The sequence below is a fragment of the Alteromonas sp. MmMcT2-2 genome (assembly GCF_022348305.1).
In the GTDB taxonomy this organism is placed as follows: domain Bacteria; phylum Pseudomonadota; class Gammaproteobacteria; order Enterobacterales; family Alteromonadaceae; genus Alteromonas; species Alteromonas macleodii.
In genome coordinates this window covers 48,871-66,685 of the sequence record NZ_JAKRFA010000012.1, presented here as the reverse complement: position 1 = coordinate 66,685, position 17,815 = coordinate 48,871, and the positions used below count along the sequence as shown (strand labels likewise).

Genomic DNA, 17,815 nt, shown 5'->3' with positions numbered 1-17,815 from the left:
TGCGGAGTGCGGGCGGCAATAAGTTGCCATAAGGGATAGACATGATTGAAACAGAATTTAACATTGGGGCATTACATTTAGCTGCGTTAGATAATCAAGGTGCCGGCAAAGTCGTACTTGGTTTACACGGCTACTTGGATAACGCAGAGAGCTTACGGCTGTTAGCACCCTACCTACAAACTCACCGCTTTATTGCGCTAGACCTAGCTGGTCATGGTCGTTCTGGTCACCGTGCACTAGGCGCACATTACAATCAAGCTGATTACCTGCAAGACCTTTATGCGCTAATAGAATCTCAAGAGTGGGAAGAAGTCATTTTATTAGGACACTCTCTCGGCGGAATACTAGCGAGCCTTTTCGCCGCACTTTTTCCGGAAAAAGTCACTGCTGTAATAAGTATTGATGCTTGTGGGCCGCTTACCGAAACTGAAGAAACAACCGCAGCACAAATGCGTGACGCAATAATGAGTCGTCACGCGAAGTCGCGAAATAAACTGCGAATCGTTGATTTAGACGACGCAGTTAAAGCCAGGTGCAAGGTATCAGATATTCCTGCCGAACACGCGCGTTCTATTTTATCGAGAAATTTGACCCAAGATGCAGGGGGACATTGCTTCTGGTCGAGCGACCCGAAGCTTCGTACAAAATCTACACTAAGACTCACAGAAAAGCAGGCAGAATCGCTAATGCGTGCTATTGTATGCCCAATTCTTTTTATTGGTGCATCTAACAGTTTTAAAAACCTTGAGACTGTTTTCCCCAATCGCAAGGGGTGGTTTTTAAATGCGCAATACGAACAATTAGTAGGCGGTCACCATATTCACATGGAAAATACTGACGATGTAGGGGTATTAATTCGTCATTTTGTTGAGCAATTGTAAATTGTGCCGTTTATTTTTTTTTACACATCCTATACTATTCGCAAGTTATCAGACCAGTTATATAAGTGCAGCTCCCCATGCGCTATATAAAATAGTATAAGAATAAAGTAGAGGAGGTTTTGGTGGAAAAAACCTGGCTTAAGCATTACGACCCTCGCGTTTCCGCAGAAATTGATGCCGATCGTTACGCATCTGTAGTAGACATTTTCGAGCAGTCGGTAAAGAAGTTTAAAAACAAAGAAGCCTTCATTAATATGGGGCATTCAATCACGTTTGAAGAGTTAGATACTTTATCAGCTCAGTTTGCCGCTTATTTGCAAGCAAGCGGACTAAAACGCGGTGATGCTGTGGCAATTATGATGCCCAACCTTCTTCAATACCCTGTTGCCATGTTTGGTATTCTGCGCGCAGGGATGGTTGTGGTTAATGTAAATCCTCTCTATACAGCTCGTGAGTTAAAGCACCAACTAAATGATGCTAATGCAAAAGCCATCGTTATTGTTGAAAACTTTGCGTGTACTCTAGAAGAAGTCATCGCAGATACGAATCTACAAGAAGTCTTTCTGACCGCTTTAGGCGATATGCTTCCGGCACCTAAGCGCTGGATCGTGAACGCAGTAGTGAAGTACGTTAAAAAGATGGTGCCTTCGTTTAATCTACCTGAAACGACATCGTTTATGTCTGCGGTTAAAAAAGGGCAATCTCTTGAATATAAACGCCCAGATATCGATAGCGGCGATTTAGCGTTTCTTCAATACACAGGTGGCACAACGGGTGTTTCTAAAGGTGCCATGCTTACTCATCGCAATATGGTGGCTAATCTTGAGCAGGTCTCGGGAATTTTAGAAACAGTGATTGAAGAAGGCGAAGACTTTGTTGTTACCGCGCTTCCGCTTTACCATATCTTTGCGCTACTGGCGAACTGCTTGATGTTCGTTAAATACGGCTGCCGTAACTTGCTTATTACCAACCCACGTGACATGCCGGCTTTTGTAAACGAACTTAGCAAATATCCGTTTACCATTTTACCTGGCGTAAATACCTTGTTTAATGGCCTGTTAAATACGCCTGGATTCAGTGAACTTGATTTCAGCAAATTTAAGTTTGGTTTAGGCGGCGGTATGGCTGTTCAACGTCCCGTAGCAGAAAAGTGGGAAAAGGTAACCGGTACTGTGCTTCTTGAAGGCTATGGGCTAACAGAGTGTTCGCCTGTGGTAGCGGTTAACCCGCCACAGATTGAAGCTTATAAAGGCGCAATCGGAATGCCGGTTCCTTCTACAGATATTAAGCTCCTTGACGACGACGGTAACCCTGTCGAAAAGGGCGAGCCCGGTGAAATGTGGGTAAAAGGGCCACAGGTAATGAAAGGATATTTGAACCGACCAGAAGCGACAGAAGAAATTCTAAAAGACGGTTGGTTAGCCACAGGTGACATCGCTACGGTAGATGATGAAGGTTACTTCTATATTGTTGACCGTAAAAAGGATATGATCCTAGTTTCAGGCTTTAACGTGTTTCCTAACGAAATTGAAGAAGTGGCTGCAATGCATGAAAACATTGTTGAAGCAGCTGCTGTTGGGGTTCCTCATGAAGTCAGTGGTGAAGTTGTGAAATTGTTTGTAGTTCGAAACAGCGACTCACTTACTGAAAAAGACGTTATCGCGCATTGCCGTAATCACTTAACGGGTTACAAAGTGCCTAAGCAAGTTGTTTTCAAAGACGACTTACCAAAAACCAATGTAGGTAAAATACTGCGTCGGGAGCTTCGAGACTAATTTCATTGAAATAGTTTTGTGAAAGCCGGCGTAAGCCGGCTTTTTTATTACTGTGCAAAAATATGCAATATCAATTAATTACAACATCTGAACAACTCGAAAAAGTGTGCACTGCCGCACAGCGTCAAGAGGCGGTAGCCTTAGACACCGAATTCGTAAGAACGAAAACCCTTACTCCGCATCTAGGCCTAATACAGCTTTACGATGGCCATCAGCTGGTACTCATCGATCCGCTTGCCATAGACAATATGCAGCCATTTATCGATCTCATGGAGAATACCGAAGTCGTAAAAGTACTGCACTCGTGTTCTGAAGACATTGAGGCGTTCCTTACCGCTTTTGATACCGTACCAACGCCTGTGTTCGACACGCAGCTTGCGGGAAGTATTTTGGACATGGGGCCGTCACTTGGCTATGCAAAGCTTGTAGAGTTGCTGTGTGATATCAGTTTGGACAAAGGGGAGTCGCGAACCGATTGGTTAGCCAGACCACTACGTGAAGCGCAGCTTAGCTACGCAGCGAATGATGTGCTGTATTTACTGCCTTGCTACCAACAGTTAGCCAGTAAAGTACAAGAGGCGGGGAAAGTGCACTGGATTTACCAAGAGATCACTTTGCTAGTTGATAAGAAGCGCGCTCAAATGCCTGAAGATTTTGCGTACTTAAGCATTAAGAATAACTGGCGATTGAACAGCGAGCAGCTCACTGTATTACAGGCACTAGCGGCTTGGCGTTTGAATACCGCACGAAAAAAAGATCTGGCCCTAAACTTTGTGTTCAAAGAAGGGCATTTGTTTGAAGCGGCGCAGCGTCTTGTCGATAGTAAATCTGGCCTTTCGCGTATTAACGGCGTGAATCATCAGTCGGTACGCCGCTACGGTGACACCATCATCACGCTAATTGAAGAGGCGAGAGCAAAATACGCGCAAACACCAGAAAAGCTCAGGCTTCCGGTTGTGCTGCGGTTAATTGATATCGCCAAGTACAAAAAAACGCTGGCCGAGCTTAAAGTTATCAGCGACCAGATAGCGAAAGACAATGCCGTAAATAGTGACGTTATTGCCTCTAAAAAACAGCTGAATCAACTGTTAAAATGGTACTGGTTTTCGGTTGATGAGACCCGCGTGCAGGGACTAATGCCCGATGTACTGTCGACGTGGAGAGAGCCATTGTTTCGCTCTCACGTAACCCGCTTACTTGGCGACGCTCCAGCCCAATAGTGCCTTAAAAGCAATATGGGTGAGCAGTATTGGCGAGAGGTGTATGCTCTCTGGCCAATTAAATCTGCATAGTGACCCCAAAAGAACTAAACAAACGAATTAAGAAAGAGTAAAAATTCTATGTTATGCGCAGTTTATAAAACGCGAAAGAAAGACGGCATGTATTTGTACGTGCCAAAGAAAGACCATTTTGAAGACGTGCCAGAGCCGCTTATGGCGAAGTTTGGTCGCCCAGAACTAGTGACTATCATCGCCCTAGAAAAGCGTGAGAAACTTGGCCTGGTTGACAAGCAAAAGCTTATCGACGAGCTTAATGAAAAAGGCTTTTACCTTCAAATGCCGCCAAAAGAAGATAATTTGCTAGAGCAACACCGTGAATCTCTTGGGCTTTCAAAAACGCCCGATAAGAAGTTTTAAATATCCATGTTATTAAAGACTCTAAACCGCTTAGTTAGCCGAATTACCTTTATAGCTAAGCGCAAAAATCGTAGTTTATTTCCTCAACCGCGCAATATTGCCCTAGTTTTATCGAGTATAACCTTAAGCTTTTCACTGGCAGCTCATGCCGAAAATCAGCCAAGTAATGACAGTGGGCTTAGTGAGACGGGCTTCAAAAGCTACGTTGCTCAACTGAAAAAAGAAGCGGCCGAAAAGGGCATAGATAAGACTAAATTAGATTTAGCGTTTGCTGACATTACTTTCAGGCCCACGGTGGTCAAGTCTGACAAAAGCCAGCCAGAGAAAAAAATAACGTTAGATGACTATCTAGCAACGCGAGTACCCGACTGGAAAGTGAAGCAGGCGGTTGAGCAGTACACTGAACACAAAGTACTGCTTGACGAAATTGCTCAAAAATACGGGGTTCAGGCACGCTTTATTGTTGCGCTGTGGGGTAATGAGTCTAACTTTGGTAAAATTCAGGGCAACTTTGGTGTGCTGTCTGCACTGGCATCTTTGGCATATGAAGGGCGACGAGAAAAGCTGTTTAAAGACAATTTTTTTGCGGCACTTCAGATCCTAGATGAAGGGCATATCTCTGTAGATGCGCTTAAAGGCTCTTGGGCCGGTGCGATGGGACAAACACAGTTTATGCCCATATCCTTTCTAAATTACGCAGTGGACTACGACGGAGACGGCAGAAAGGATATTTGGGGGACCAAGGCAGACGTATTTGCGTCAATCGCCAACTATCTATCATCTGAAGGTTGGGATAGTGAAGGGACGTGGGGACGCCAAGTAATACTAACCAAACCAGTACCTTTTTCAGGGTTAGCGAAATCTAACATGAAGCCGTTGGCCTTTTGGCAGCAGAATGGCGTCAAACGCTACAACGGAAATGAACTCCCCAATGCAGAAATCAGTGCATCGCTTATTATGCCAGATGGTGAGCAAGGCCGAATTTACTTGGTGTATAACAATTTTCACACACTGATGAAGTGGAACCGCTCGTCTTACTTTGGCGTTTCGGTTGGGTATTTATCAGAGCGGATAAAACGAGGTTATTAATGGCTTATCGTCACATCGATTCTCAAGGCAATGAAATATCACTACCCGTTGGTAAAGTAGTGTGTATAGGTAGAAATTACCTCGACCACATTCAAGAAATGAATTCTACCGTATCTGAAGCACCCTTGCTGTTTATGAAGCCAAAGGCTGCCTTATGTTATATGCAGAAGCCTATTGACATTCCTACCGACAAAGGCGAGTGTCACAACGAGCTTGAAGTCGCTGTGCTGCTAAAATCATCATTGAAGAATGCGAGTGTAGATGACGTAAAAGCCGCGATATGGGGTATTGGACTTGGTCTCGATTTAACCCTTCGCGAGGTTCAAGCCGAGCTTAAGAAGCAAGGCCAGCCTTGGGAAAGAGCGAAGTCTTTCGACAACAGTGCACCGCTGTCAGGCTTTGTGCCGTTAAGTGAAATAGAAAACTTGGAAGACCTGCGTTTTACCTTAACTATAAACGGGGTGGTTAGACAGCAGGGACATACCGAGCTGATGCTGCACAAAATCATCCCACTTATCGCCCATATGTCATCTATATTTACGTTAGACAGCGGCGACGTGATTCTTACAGGCACGCCCAAAGGGGTAGGTAAGCTTTGCTCGCAAGATACGATTGTTGCAACGCTAGACAATCATTTAACCGTGGAAACCGAGGTAATAGCAGAATGACAGCCGCGTTTTGGGAAACCAAATCTTTAGAAGAGATGACCCAAAAGGAATGGGAATCACTTTGTGATGGATGTGGTAAATGTTGTCTGCAAAAATTTATCGATGATGACGCGGTAGAAGAATACGAAGTGACCGACCACATTAACGATAATGAGAAGATTCACTATACCAATATTGTGTGTACGTATTTGAACACAAAAAAATGTGAATGTACCCAATATGAAAGGCGTACGGAGCTGGTGCCTGATTGCGTGAAGCTGACAAAAGAGAATCTAAAGGATATCTTTTTTATGCCTAATAGCTGCACCTATCGCCGCCTTTATGAGGGAAGGGGCATACCGTCGTGGCACCCATTGTTAAACAAGGGAAAGAAACACGTGATGCACGCAAAGGGAATGTCGGTACGCAATAAGACTGTTTTTGAAACCGATGTGGATTTAAATGACTTTGAAGACTATATAGCCATTTGGCCTTTAGAAGACTTAGATTAACGCGCAGAACGCGCGTTAATCGCCATTAACAATCGCATAAAGCAACGCATCGCGCCCGAATACGCGTTTGCGACAAAGCCCTTCTTTTGTACCACCAATTCGCTCTGCTACACGTATGCTTGCCTTGTTGTTAGGCTCTATAAAGCATTCTAATCGATGCAAATTCATTTGAGAGAACGCAAGCTTCTTCAAGGCTTCACAAATCGCGGTAGCTAAACCTTTCCCGCATGCGTCTGGTCTGAGCCAGTAGCCAAGATTAGCGGTAAGGTGCGTGTGGTGAATATGATTGATAATGCCCATACCTAAGCACTTTTCGTCGTGCATTAGCAAGTAGGTAAGTCCATAGCCTGTATCTCGGGCCTTTTCCATGTTGGCGATGCACTGTTTGGAGAGTGCAGGCGTAACAGGGCAAACCGCTGAACCAAACCAAGGTTTTACGTGATGGATAGACTGTTGCCCAGCCTCACAAAGCGCATAGCAGTGTTTCTCCGCAATGCGCTGAATGGAAATGGGGCCTTGCTCCGTATGTATTGGAGGTAGGCGTGACGGTAGAATGGATAAGTCGATCAAAAGGGTTTCTTATCCAAGAATCGACATGCAAACACAATAGCGAATACAGCAAAGTAGGCAGCAAAAATAATCTGCATCCACTCAGCCATTCCCATAGACAAAAACTGCCATGAATCTTCTAAACAGTCACCTTCAGCAGCAAATACAGCGGGTAGCCACTCGTGAAGTTGTAACCACGAAGGGAAGTTTGGCACAATTTCACAGCTGGCAAAAAATGGGTTCGCAGCATTGAGAATGCCAACGTGTTCTTTGGCAATTAAGAAGCCCCATCCTGCAGATACAGCCCAACCAGCGAAACCAAGCATGCGTGTAAAGCCATTGTTTTTAATAACGACAATAAGTGCTGACAACACAATACCGTACATGGCGGTTCGTTGATAAATGCACATAATGCACGGCTTTAAACCCATGCCATACTGAAAGTAAAGCGCAGCAATTTCTAATGCCAATGATGTGGCGAAAAGCACAAGCCATGAAGACTTGTGCTCTGCCCATTGGCTAATGCTGTGAATGATTCCGCGCATAGACTAGTGACCTACCGCTTGAGCACCCGCTTCAGCAGCGGTGTGGTGTTCAATGAGGTGCATGTCGTAAAGCACCTGAGTAGCATCAGCAAGTCCAATGTAAGTTGCTAACAAACCAACGATGGTCAGCACGATGGTATATGGCAATGCCATCATAACCATACGGCCGTACGACAAACGAAGCAGTGGCGCGATGGCTGAGGTTAGCAAGAATAGGAAAGCAGCTTGACCGTTTGGTGTTGCCACGCTTGGTAAGTTGGTTCCCGTATTGATTGCTACAGCAAGCATATCGTACTGGTCACGTGTGATTTGACCGGCCTGTAGAGCCGCTGTGACTTCAGTGATATAAACAGAGCCCACAAACACGTTGTCACTCACCATCGAAAGCACACCGTTAGCAAGATAGAACATAACCATTTGCGTTTCGCCTTCAAACGACAGTACCCAATGGATTACCGGCTGGAAAAGGCCTTGGTCAATGATAACGGCTACTACACCAAAGAATACGCAAAGTAATGCGGTAAATGGCAGTGCTTCCTCGAACGCTTTTCCAAGTGCGTGTTCTTCGATAACACCGCTCATAGAAGTAGCAAGTACAATAACTGACAGACCAATAAGACCCACTGACGCCATGTGCGTAGCAAGACCAATGATTAACCAAACACCTATTAGTGCTTGTACTACCAGCTTAGCGGTTTCACGCTTACTGCGGCCCTTGTCCATATGGTCGTTATAGTCGACCAAGATCTGTCTTACCGCTGCAGGTAATTTTGCGCCGTATGAAAACATACCGGTTTTTTCCAGAATTACGGTGGTAAGTAGTCCAAATACGAATACTGGGATAGTAACAGGTGCCATACGGATGAAAAATTCAACGAAGTCCCAGCCGGCCTTGTCTGCAATAATCAGGTTTTGTGGTTCACCTACCATGGTCATAACACCACCAAGGGCAGTACCTACCGCTGAGTGCATCATAAGGTTGCGTAGGAAAGCTCTGAAGTCTTCTAAGTCGTGGCTTCCCAGCTCGTCGTCGCTTGTGTGGTCGTGATCAGAATGAAACTCCTTGCCCGACGCTACTTTGTGATAGATAGAGTAAAAGCCTAGACCGACGCTGATAATTACAGCAACTACCGTTAATGCATCGAGAAACGCCGATAGAAATGCAGATGCAAAAATAAACGATAGGGATAAAATTAACTTGTTGCGAACCTTAATCACTAATTTGGTGAACAAGTACATAAGCAGGTCTTTCATGAAGTAAATGCCCGCTACCATGAATACCAGTAGCAATAGCACTTCTAAGTTAACTTCAATCTCATGCATCATATGGCCAGGCGATGTCATGCCTATAAACATCGCTTCGATGAGCAGCAGGCCGCCTGGTTGAAGCGGGTAACATTTCAATGCCATCGCTAAGGTAAAGATGAATTGGATTACAAGCGTCCAGCCCGCTACATATGGGTCCACCATAAAGATAAAGGGATTAACAATGAGAAAGGCAATAATGGTTTTTTTATACCAGTCGGGCGCATGTCCCAGGAAATTCTTATAGATCGCCGCGATCATTGAGGTTTGCATGAGTTCCTGTTCCTTTTACAACAAAGCACGCATTTTTGCGCATCTTTATACTGTGTAGTTCCGGTTATTGCATACATAAACTGCTGGCGCTATGCGATTTATTTCGCCTTACCGCGGTTTTGCTGCTGTCATTATAGTCGGAAATTAAGCGTACATGATATTAACGTCTTGAGAAAGCAATTCACAGACCCCACCATGTGAAAGTCACTGAATATTTATCACTTTTTTTATGATAGTTATCATTGAATTTGAAAATACGTAATATTTCGAACATAAAATGTACAAGCAGTGTTTAATGGTGTTTGAAATAACACTTTAATTTTAACAAGTTGTTAAAACCTTGAGTGGACGAGGCATAATTCATTGTGATAATAAAACAGCATCTGGTACAATCAGTTGCAAAATAACAATAACGTGCAGGCGATTAGTTATGATTTATAAGGCACAGAGTCCAGCTGGATTCGCCGAAGAATATATTGTTGAATCTATTTGGAGTGGAAGATTTCCACCTGGCACCATTTTGCCTGCAGAAAGAGAGCTTTCTGAGTTAATTGGTGTAACGCGTACTACACTGCGTGAAGTACTTCAGCGTCTAGCTCGTGATGGTTGGTTAACAATTCAACACGGCAAGCCGACCAAGGTTAACAATTTCTGGGAAACGTGTGGGTTAAACATTTTAGAAACTCTCGCTCGTTTAGACCAAGAAGGGATCCCTGAACTGGTTGATAATTTATTAGCAGCGCGCACTAATTTAAGTGCGGTTTTCATTCGAGGCGCAATTCGAAACAACCCTCAAGAGTCTGCTGAAATTATTGCCCGTTATAAAAATGTGGAGCAAGAAGGTTTAGCTTTTGCCCAGTTCGACTATCAAATGTCACATGACTTGGCGTTAGCGTCTAACAATAACGTATTTGTTTTGATGATGAACGGTTTCCGTGGTTTGTACTCGCGTATTGGTGGCTATTTCTTCTCGCACCAACAAGCACGCGACGTGGCAAACAAGTATTACGCAGACTTGCTTGATGTTGCTGAGAAAGGCGAATACGACCGTGTCCCTGTAGTAGTTAGAAAGTACGGTATAGAAAGTGGAAAGGTGTGGCTTGCTATTCGTGATGACATGCCTAAGGATTTGGTCGACTAAACACTAGGCTGCCAAAGGCTGTTGGTTTCCATACGACGGCTTTTACAATAAACAACAAAAGCGCCGCATTATTTCTGAATATGCGGCGTTTTTTTATCGCTTTCTACTAACGCTCGTTGGTGAATTTACAGCGATGAAACACAGTTTCACATATCTTGTAACATTTTAACCCTTACTTAGTCTCATTCGCGTTAACTATCGCTAGACCCTTAATTGTATTTATATATACTCAGTCTGCTTATAAGTTCTGCTTAGTTTAGTTGCCTCCCTATATTTTCAATCACCATAAGTCGATTGTCTTCAATCGTTTGGCGGTAAACAAAGCGCAAATAAAAGTGCACAACAGGAATAATAATGAAATATCTATGGATAGCACTTGCCGCAGGTGGCTTGGTAGCAGGCTGTGGCGTCGAAAATAAAACTGAAAATCCTCAACAAGTAGCTGAAAGTGCAGCGCCATCCGTTATGCTAAATACTCAAGTAAGTGCGCCTGTGGCAAAAAAAGTGCCGCATGAAATGACCGCGCATGGTGTTACCCGTAATGACAATTACTATTGGATGCGAGATGACTCCCGCACCGACGAAGAGATATTGTCCCATTTAGAACAAGAAAACAGCTATGTTGAGACTGTTTTGGCTCCTCTTAAGAAAAACCGAGAAGCGCTTTATGAGGAGCTCGTGTCTCGGATTGAGAAGGACGACTCAACCGTTCCCGTTCTCGACAATGGTTACTGGTACTACACCAGCTACTCAGGTGAAAACGAGTATCCTATTTATTTAAGAAAACCTTCACTTGACGCTGAACCGCAAGTATTGCTTGATGCAAACCGAATGTCTGAAGGGCATGATTATTTCAGTATTGGCAGTTATGCGGTGAGCAGCAACAACAAGTTGCTTGCGTATTCTGAAGATACGCTTAGCCGACGCATCTACACTGTGTATGTCAAAAGCCTAGAGAGTGAAGAAAAGCTTGATGACGTTTTAGAAGGTACGTCTGGAAGTGTAGTTTGGGCGAACGATAATACCCACCTCTTTTACGTGAAGAAAGACCCGCAGACTCTTTTGGGATACCAAGTCTATCGCCATAAATTGGGCACGTCTCAAAGCGAAGATGTTTTAGTTTATGAAGAGAGCGACCCTACCTTTTATACCTATATCAGTAAAAGTAAAGACGATAGTCTCATATACATTCACCATGACAACACCGAAAAAACAGGCGTGACTCTGATTGATGCGAATAACCCAACGTCTCAAACAAAAGTATTCTTGCCCATTGAAGACGGACAAGAATACAGTGTAGCAAAAGCGAGTGACGGTTATTTTGTGTTGACTAATATTGGTGCGAAGAATTTTAGAGTGATGAAAGCACCATTAGACGCCACTAACGATGTGTCGAAATGGCAAGAAGTGATTGCACATCGTCCAGACGTTTTCCTTCAAAGTATTGAAGTAATGAACAACCACTTAGTGGTTAAAGAAAAAGAAAACGGCATGCTGCGCTTGGTCGTTCACAATCTGACGTCAAACGAAGAGAAAGTTATTCCAACTCAAGATCCAATTTACGGTGCGTATTTTAATGCAAACCCTGAAATGGATACCAATAAGCTTAGAATTTATTACAGCTCGTTGACCACGCCTGGTTCTATCATTGATATCAACTTAGATACCCTTGAAAGCGAGGTGATGAAACAAACCCGTGTATCTGACACTTTTGACTCCTCTCTCTATGCCTCTGAGCGCGTGATGATTGAAGCGAGAGACGGTACGTCGGTTCCCGTTTCGTTGGTTTATCGCAAAGATAAGTTTAAGAAAGACGGCACCAATCCATTATATCAATACGCCTATGGCTCATACGGTTCGACTGTAGACCCAACGTTTAGAAGCAGCTGGTTATCCTTGATAGACAGAGGTTTTGTTGTCGCGATCGCACACATTCGCGGAGGTCAAATGTTGGGTCGCGAGTGGTATGAAGACGGCAAAATGCATCAGAAAATAAATACCTTTACTGACTTTATTGACGTTTCAAAAGGACTTGTGGCAAAGCAGTACGTAGACAAAGACCGCGTCTTTGCTATGGGCGGCAGCGCTGGTGGCTTATTAATGGGCGCAATCGTAAATATGGCACCTGAACTCTATCAAGGTGTGAGCGCGCACGTTCCATTTGTTGATGTAGTGACCACGATGAGCGATGCGTCTATTCCGCTGACTACCGGCGAATATACCGAGTGGGGTAACCCAGCCAACAAAGCTGAGTTTGACTATATGCTTTCCTACTCGCCTTACGACCAGGTTGAAGCAAAAGACTATCCACATATGTTGGTCACAACCGGACTACACGACTCACAAGTGCAGTACTTCGAGCCAATGAAGTGGGTGGCGAAGCTAAGAGAATACAAAACAGACGATAATTTACTGCTTTTCAAAACCGACATGGAAGCGGGTCACGGTGGAGCTTCAGGACGTTTCAAACGATTCGAGTCTACCGCGCTTGAATATGCGTTCGTATTGCATCTTGCAGGTGTTCCACTCTAACTCTACACCCACCTTTTTAAAACCAGTCTCCTCTGGTATTTCGCCCGAACAAGTTAGCGCTTTTTCGGGCATTTTTATTTTTTGTGTTTTTAGTATGCGGATTCTAATTGTTAATCGTAAAGTAAAGCCATGGTGTTGAAATACACTCTCATTTAGCATTCATAGGAGCTGAACATGACTACTACTGACACAATTAAAGGTAAAATCAACGAAGCCGAAGAAATGGCACGTAAAATTTGGTTAGCAGGCCTAGGCGCTTATGGCAAGAGCGTTGAAGAAGCGCAGGGGCGCTACGAGAAGCTAAGCGAAGAAGCGAACAAAATGTTTGACGAGCTAGTGACAAAGGGCGAAACGCTAGAAGAAGACGCAAAGAGTAAATTCAAATCTACGACTAACGATGTTGAAAATCGCGTTGCAGACGTGCGCAAGAAGCTTGGCCTTGATTCAGAGCCAGCTGATCAGCGCATCGAAGAGCTTTCAGCAAAAATCGATGCCTTGACTGAAGCGGTTGCAAAGCTAGCTGCCAGCAAGTAAAACGGTTTTCCTTCCGGGCACCATTTTGTGGTGCCCTCCATGCAGTTTTCATAAGCTTTTCAGTGCTGAAAGCGCGTTTTAAAAGCTGCAATTGAGTGACAGCGAAGCATTTTTACAAAGTTCAATGACTGTAGAAACCGTTTTATGCTGTCATGCTTAGTAAATCTCCGTATTGGAGGCGTTATGAGCAACAAAAAAATTCCATCTACAGAATCTGTGTCGACAGTCGATCAAGATTCATCGGTACTTAACGGTACTGCTACTTCACCTCTTAAATCGTCACCTCTATTTGGTTGGCTTTACGCTGGCTCAGATTTGTTATCGGCGAAATTAGACCACGCTGCAGGCGTTGTTAGTCAGAAAATTGATGACACGCAAGAAACCATAAATTCGATGCAGGCGAAAGGGCTTGAGGTTGAAAGCGAGTTAAGACGAACACTTAATCCCTTTGCCTTGGTTGATGCTGCTCAGAAATTAGTGGCGTCAACGCCGCTTTTTTCTGCATTCTCAGGCGGCCAGAAGCGCCAGCAAAAAGAGCAGCAGCTTGAACTATTAAGCGCAAAAGTTGACTTGCTTGTAGAGCAGGTAGCCCTTTTAGCAGCAAAAGAAGCTGCTAAAAAAGCCGAGGCTAAAAGCGCTGCTAGCAAGACTGCAGCGCCCAAGAATACCTCACCAAAGTCTACGCAAGCAACGAGGAGTACATCGACAAAGTCGTCTTCGACCGCTTCTTCAACTTCTCGTGCTCGCAAAGCCAGTACAACCAAATCGGCATCTGCATCATCAAGTACGACTAAAAAAGCTTCTGCGGGAACAACTAATAAGCGTACTGCGGCCAAATCGACAACTACTAAGAGTGCGGCACAAAAGAAAGCGGCTAGTGCAGAAGCAACGTCGACTAAGAGCGCGACTGATACAACCAAGAACGACGAATAAAAGCACTTCCTAAAGATAAACCTCGCTTTCGGCATGAGCGCCAATTAACTACATATGTGGTTAATTGGCGCAGCTTCGTCCAGAAACGCTTTAGATAGACATAGTGATAGCTATAGCTAAGTTTAGTTTTACATTTTCTTGAGAGGTGTTTTGTAGAAGTTGTACTATGAGCTTTTATTGAAGTGAAACTTCAATTTTTCCATCACAAACTTCACGTAACTAAGCCCACTATTTATTTTTCGCCCACAAATTCTGATGCTTTTTAAAACCGAAGAAGTCATAGGGTTCCCAGAAACTCGGTACTAAATCGTCAAGTGCGTCTGGAGTGAAGTTGCTCGACAATTGACTCATAATTTCACTTAATCTGTCTTTCCCTACGCGCATGAGTTTCTTGCGGTTAGCTGGGAAATAAAGGTTTCTTCCTTTGGGAATGATTTCTTGCGTACCGCTGGTAATGTACTTCTGATTTCTTGTTACCACTTTACATAAAGGCTCAGCTGGATTTGCAGGGTTGAGGCCAATCACTATTGCACATTCGTACTGGTCCTTTTCATGACCTTTCTCATTCATCGGTATGTAGGTAATGCCGAACCCTTGTGGGAAATACCCCACAAGCTCAACAAAGTCCTGCGCTAACTGCTTATTTAAGCCGCCTTTTTTCGCTAGTTGTTCAATGAGCATGTAGCCTTTAGGCAAGCTCATACGTGAGTAGTCAGACTTAGTTGAAAGCACAATCGAAACATAAATTTGAGGGATCTTTACAATCTCTCCCAGCCCCGTTTTCGACACAAATGCATCTTTTACCAGCTGCTGCAAAAATTCATTGGCTTCTTTGTGAGTTTGAACAAAGCGATCCCTTTCTTCTTTGTTGTTTCCTACATACTTAGGTAGGCCTAACCCCTCAGACAAGTACTTTAAAGTGAAGTGATAGTTTAGCTTCAGAAGATCCTTTCGCTGCGACTCTTCCAGCAAACGAAATTCGTCTAGATCGCCATTTTCCCCTTTCAAGATGGTGAGTGCGGCAGGGCTTTGCAGGCCAATATCTTGAAGTAACGCTGCGGTTATTAGTGGTCGCCCAAGCTCAGTTTTCCATTTATCGCGCCAATAGCGGTTCCCACGAAACCGGGATGCAGCTTCGCGATACTTCGAGAAATATTTGTGAGCAATCGTGTCGTGCTCTAACAGTCTATCGACTAAGCGCAGTGTAAGCACCGCTTTGTAGAGCGGTTTGAAGCGCATGTGCACACGTGCAAAGTTGCCCTCTGGTCCTCGTGTGAGCAGCATAAGTGTACCAAGCAACTTAGCGCTGAGCTGTTGTGTTTCTTGCCAGTTATCGCCCTCACAAAGCTCAATAATTTTGGTGCTTACAGCGTCAAGCCGCTCTATCCTTGCCAGACGCTCTTCTTCAAGCTTTTCAGTGCTGTTTGTTATTTGCTTGGTCAGTTGCTCTGCAAGCACCTCTTTGTTTTTATTTCCCTCAATTTTCTTAAGCTGAGCTTTCAAGTCTTCAATGTGCTGCTCAAGAGAGGGGGTAAGCGAAAAATAGTGACTCGCATCCTCGAACACCGAACCGTAGCCCGTTTCTTGAGGATAAATCATATTGATTAGTTGTTTTACTTGCTGCGTGTAAATGCTGTCGGGGTTTTGGCTTTGTGCGCTCACCGTTTTCCTTTCAAAAGATGCTGTGAATTGCCATTACTTTGCTATTGGCAATTCAAGACAGGTCAAGCGACGCACACGCTATCTTACTTCGTGCCCAAGCTCTACTGCCTCACGTTTTTTCAATTGGCCTAGATGATACCGTAAATTTTCGCTAATTTTGGTATTTCTTTTAATAACATGAAGTTGCGGCCATGATGCCCGTTCGCCACTGACAATCAACTGATTGATGCTTTCGCGCGTTGGATTAGACAAAACCTGCGATAAATTTCTAATTTGGCGCTTGGGTAAAATATTGATGTTACCTACGTATTGCTGATCAATGATAGAACGAACTTTATGAATAGCCAATTTGGCACTTTTATTACCGGTTAACCTTTCAATGATATCAATGGCGAAAATACTGTTAGTTTTCGCTAGTTGGCCAAGATGGCGCGCAGACATGTCCCACAGCGAGTTGGGGTCAATGCGGTTTGCGGAAATGAATGGTACTGCCAACGGGTTTGTTTGGCTCACGATACTGTGATTTACACCATATAGCCTCGCTAAGCGCTCGAAGGGAAGGTCGGCCATTAATGAGCCATCGGCAAAACGACGGTTGGGAATATAAGGCACAATATCGCCCGAAGGCGTCTTCGCTCTTAACTGTACAGGGCTAAAAATGATGGGAACTGCACAGGATGCACGTACCGCTTGAGTAATAATTGCATTCGGTGAGGTTTTAGCATTTAACAAGCGCGAATGTTGATGGAGGTCGGCAGGGGATACCGTCACAGTAATGTGTCGACCTGTTTTCTTAAAGGCTTCCTCAAAAGTGGTAAGGTCGAAAAGTTCAATCAGCGCATTTTCGAGCACGGAACTATCAAATAGCCCTTTCTTTCCAAGACCGGCAAAGCTTCGCCAGTGTTTAAAAGTCTCGTAAATAAAGTCGGCGCTGAGTGCTTCTAATAACTGGTCGTGAGTTCGTGTACCCAACATGGCTGCGATGATAGAACCAGCGCTAGAGCCAGACACTACGGTAGGTAACAAATTCTTTTCGTTTAATGACTTAACCACGCCAGCATGGAAAAAGCCTAAGCCTGCGCCACCTGAAAGCATAAGGCAGCTGCGCCCGAAGGCGTGTGCAGTCTCTTCAAAAAATGACAGTTTCTCGTAAAAGTCTACGTCTTGTTCATCGGCGTGATAAATTTGCTCTAGCGCCAATATCACTTCGTCAATAAACTGTTCAATAAGATATTTAGTGCCTATTTTACACTGGGTAAGTAATACGGGGTTGGCAATATTGCCTAAATTGCCGTGTAGCCCCTCGTGCAGAATCGACATAAGCGCATGTAAATCGCCTTTGCCTCTGGCAAGCTGTAGGCGCTGAACCCGTTTGCGAATTAGTTTGTAGTCGTAATCATCGCTAGCGTCTTCGGCTTTCCATTCCTCTGCACCAGACAATGCATCGTGCGCTAAGCACGCGGCCTCATATTCATCATAATTGCCTGCATGCTCGATTTCATGTTCAAGCTTTTTTAACCGCAAGTCGAATACTGCCATGACGAGTACCTATTTTTGATTGATGAGGGCTGTACCTTCTACTCATTGGAAAAAGTACACTGACCCAAAAAACACCAGCAAAACGATAGTTTTCATTTAGAACGCAGTTCTCAAAAATTGCAGGTCTTTAAATGTCCATATAGCGAAGACTCAAAGCACGGGCTTGAGAACAGCGGTTCATACACTATTTTGAGTGTATGGCGTAAATTTAGAATTCACTACCTAATCGTTTGTTGTTGAGAAAACTGATGCACATTAGGT

The 17,815-nt window shown here is 44.2% G+C and carries 16 protein-coding genes; 11 read left to right on the top strand and 5 right to left on the bottom strand.

The window, feature by feature from the left end:
* The first annotated feature begins 41 nt into the window (after nt 1-41).
* The 7 genes from MHM99_RS09435 to MHM99_RS09405 all read left to right on the top strand — a co-directional run bounded on the left by MHM99_RS09435 (nt 42) and on the right by MHM99_RS09405 (nt 6,541).
* The gene (locus MHM99_RS09435) at nt 42-881 is read left to right on the top strand and encodes an alpha/beta hydrolase (protein ID WP_014976929.1); all 840 of its coding nucleotides are present in this window, start codon (nt 42-44) and stop codon (nt 879-881) included.
* 122 nt (nt 882-1,003) lie between these two features.
* Nucleotides 1,004-2,656 carry a long-chain-fatty-acid--CoA ligase FadD gene (fadD, locus tag MHM99_RS09430; RefSeq protein WP_014950005.1) on the top strand — a complete coding sequence of 551 codons (1,653 nt, stop codon included), beginning with the start codon at nt 1,004-1,006 and terminating at the stop codon, nt 2,654-2,656.
* A gap of 62 nt (nt 2,657-2,718) precedes the next feature.
* On the top strand, nt 2,719-3,876 hold the full coding sequence (rnd, locus tag MHM99_RS09425; RefSeq protein WP_239219134.1) for a ribonuclease D: 1,158 nt from the start codon (nt 2,719-2,721) through the stop codon (nt 3,874-3,876).
* A gap of 120 nt (nt 3,877-3,996) precedes the next feature.
* On the top strand, nt 3,997-4,293 hold the full coding sequence (locus MHM99_RS09420) for a YcgL domain-containing protein (RefSeq protein WP_014950003.1): 297 nt from the start codon (nt 3,997-3,999) through the stop codon (nt 4,291-4,293).
* A 6-nt stretch (nt 4,294-4,299) separates the two neighbouring features.
* Entirely contained in the window at nt 4,300-5,382 is a 1,083-nt protein-coding gene (locus tag MHM99_RS09415; RefSeq protein ID WP_239219132.1) for a lytic murein transglycosylase, read from the top strand.
* Nucleotides 5,382-6,050: a fumarylacetoacetate hydrolase family protein gene (locus tag MHM99_RS09410; RefSeq protein ID WP_187446649.1), complete on the top strand. Its 669-nt coding sequence runs from the start codon at nt 5,382-5,384 to the stop codon at nt 6,048-6,050. Before MHM99_RS09415 ends, MHM99_RS09410 begins: the two co-directional genes overlap by 1 nt.
* Complete coding sequence (locus tag MHM99_RS09405; RefSeq protein ID WP_061486105.1) at nt 6,047-6,541, top strand: YcgN family cysteine cluster protein; 495 nt, start codon at nt 6,047-6,049, stop codon at nt 6,539-6,541. The genes MHM99_RS09410 and MHM99_RS09405 overlap by 4 nt, the downstream gene beginning before the upstream one ends.
* A 15-nt stretch (nt 6,542-6,556) precedes the next feature.
* Here MHM99_RS09405 and MHM99_RS09400 read toward each other — a convergent pair whose 3' ends face one another.
* The 3 genes from MHM99_RS09400 to nhaB are packed head-to-tail and all read right to left on the bottom strand — an operon-like array spanning nt 6,557 to nt 9,213.
* Complete coding sequence (locus MHM99_RS09400) at nt 6,557-7,111, bottom strand: GNAT family N-acetyltransferase (protein WP_014949999.1); 555 nt, start codon at nt 7,109-7,111, stop codon at nt 6,557-6,559.
* Complete coding sequence (gene dsbB / locus MHM99_RS09395; RefSeq protein WP_187446650.1) at nt 7,108-7,635, bottom strand: disulfide bond formation protein DsbB; 528 nt, start codon at nt 7,633-7,635, stop codon at nt 7,108-7,110. The genes MHM99_RS09400 and dsbB overlap by 4 nt, the downstream gene beginning before the upstream one ends.
* 3 nt (nt 7,636-7,638) lie before the next feature.
* Complete coding sequence (nhaB, locus tag MHM99_RS09390; protein WP_014949997.1) at nt 7,639-9,213, bottom strand: sodium/proton antiporter NhaB; 1,575 nt, start codon at nt 9,211-9,213, stop codon at nt 7,639-7,641.
* A gap of 430 nt (nt 9,214-9,643) precedes the next feature.
* Between nhaB and fadR the strand changes: the two genes are divergently transcribed.
* The 4 genes from fadR to MHM99_RS09370 all read left to right on the top strand — a co-directional run bounded on the left by fadR (nt 9,644) and on the right by MHM99_RS09370 (nt 14,353).
* Nucleotides 9,644-10,354: a fatty acid metabolism transcriptional regulator FadR gene (fadR, locus tag MHM99_RS09385; RefSeq protein WP_014949996.1), complete on the top strand. Its 711-nt coding sequence runs from the start codon at nt 9,644-9,646 to the stop codon at nt 10,352-10,354.
* Between the two features lie 354 nt (nt 10,355-10,708).
* On the top strand, nt 10,709-12,886 hold the full coding sequence (locus MHM99_RS09380; protein ID WP_239219130.1) for a S9 family peptidase: 2,178 nt from the start codon (nt 10,709-10,711) through the stop codon (nt 12,884-12,886).
* 174 nt (nt 12,887-13,060) lie between these two features.
* Nucleotides 13,061-13,420 carry a phasin family protein gene (locus MHM99_RS09375; RefSeq protein ID WP_014949994.1) on the top strand — a complete coding sequence of 120 codons (360 nt, stop codon included), beginning with the start codon at nt 13,061-13,063 and terminating at the stop codon, nt 13,418-13,420.
* Nucleotides 13,421-13,603: 183 nt separating this feature from the next.
* On the top strand, nt 13,604-14,353 hold the full coding sequence (locus MHM99_RS09370) for a hypothetical protein (RefSeq protein WP_049587739.1): 750 nt from the start codon (nt 13,604-13,606) through the stop codon (nt 14,351-14,353).
* A 228-nt stretch (nt 14,354-14,581) separates the two neighbouring features.
* Here MHM99_RS09370 and MHM99_RS09365 read toward each other — a convergent pair whose 3' ends face one another.
* On the bottom strand, nt 14,582-16,015 hold the full coding sequence (locus MHM99_RS09365; protein WP_239219128.1) for a hypothetical protein: 1,434 nt from the start codon (nt 16,013-16,015) through the stop codon (nt 14,582-14,584).
* Between the two features lie 78 nt (nt 16,016-16,093).
* The gene (locus tag MHM99_RS09360; RefSeq protein WP_014976917.1) at nt 16,094-17,554 is read right to left on the bottom strand and encodes a DUF3336 domain-containing protein; all 1,461 of its coding nucleotides are present in this window, start codon (nt 17,552-17,554) and stop codon (nt 16,094-16,096) included.
* Nucleotides 17,555-17,815: the final 261 nt, after the last annotated feature.

Coding starts and splice junctions, on each gene's coding strand:
- fadR (WP_014949996.1), top strand. CDS start 9,644: ATGATTTATAAGGCACAGAGTCCAGCTGGATTCGCCGAAGAATATATT.
- MHM99_RS09415 (WP_239219132.1), top strand. CDS start 4,300: ATGTTATTAAAGACTCTAAACCGCTTAGTTAGCCGAATTACCTTTATA.
- rnd (WP_239219134.1), top strand. CDS start 2,719: ATGCAATATCAATTAATTACAACATCTGAACAACTCGAAAAAGTGTGC.
- MHM99_RS09370 (WP_049587739.1), top strand. CDS start 13,604: ATGAGCAACAAAAAAATTCCATCTACAGAATCTGTGTCGACAGTCGAT.
- MHM99_RS09405 (WP_061486105.1), top strand. CDS start 6,047: ATGACAGCCGCGTTTTGGGAAACCAAATCTTTAGAAGAGATGACCCAA.
- MHM99_RS09435 (WP_014976929.1), top strand. CDS start 42: ATGATTGAAACAGAATTTAACATTGGGGCATTACATTTAGCTGCGTTA.
- MHM99_RS09410 (WP_187446649.1), top strand. CDS start 5,382: ATGGCTTATCGTCACATCGATTCTCAAGGCAATGAAATATCACTACCC.
- MHM99_RS09360 (WP_014976917.1), bottom strand. CDS start 17,554: ATGGCAGTATTCGACTTGCGGTTAAAAAAGCTTGAACATGAAATCGAG.
- MHM99_RS09380 (WP_239219130.1), top strand. CDS start 10,709: ATGAAATATCTATGGATAGCACTTGCCGCAGGTGGCTTGGTAGCAGGC.
- nhaB (WP_014949997.1), bottom strand. CDS start 9,213: ATGCAAACCTCAATGATCGCGGCGATCTATAAGAATTTCCTGGGACAT.
- dsbB (WP_187446650.1), bottom strand. CDS start 7,635: ATGCGCGGAATCATTCACAGCATTAGCCAATGGGCAGAGCACAAGTCT.
- MHM99_RS09420 (WP_014950003.1), top strand. CDS start 3,997: ATGTTATGCGCAGTTTATAAAACGCGAAAGAAAGACGGCATGTATTTG.
- MHM99_RS09375 (WP_014949994.1), top strand. CDS start 13,061: ATGACTACTACTGACACAATTAAAGGTAAAATCAACGAAGCCGAAGAA.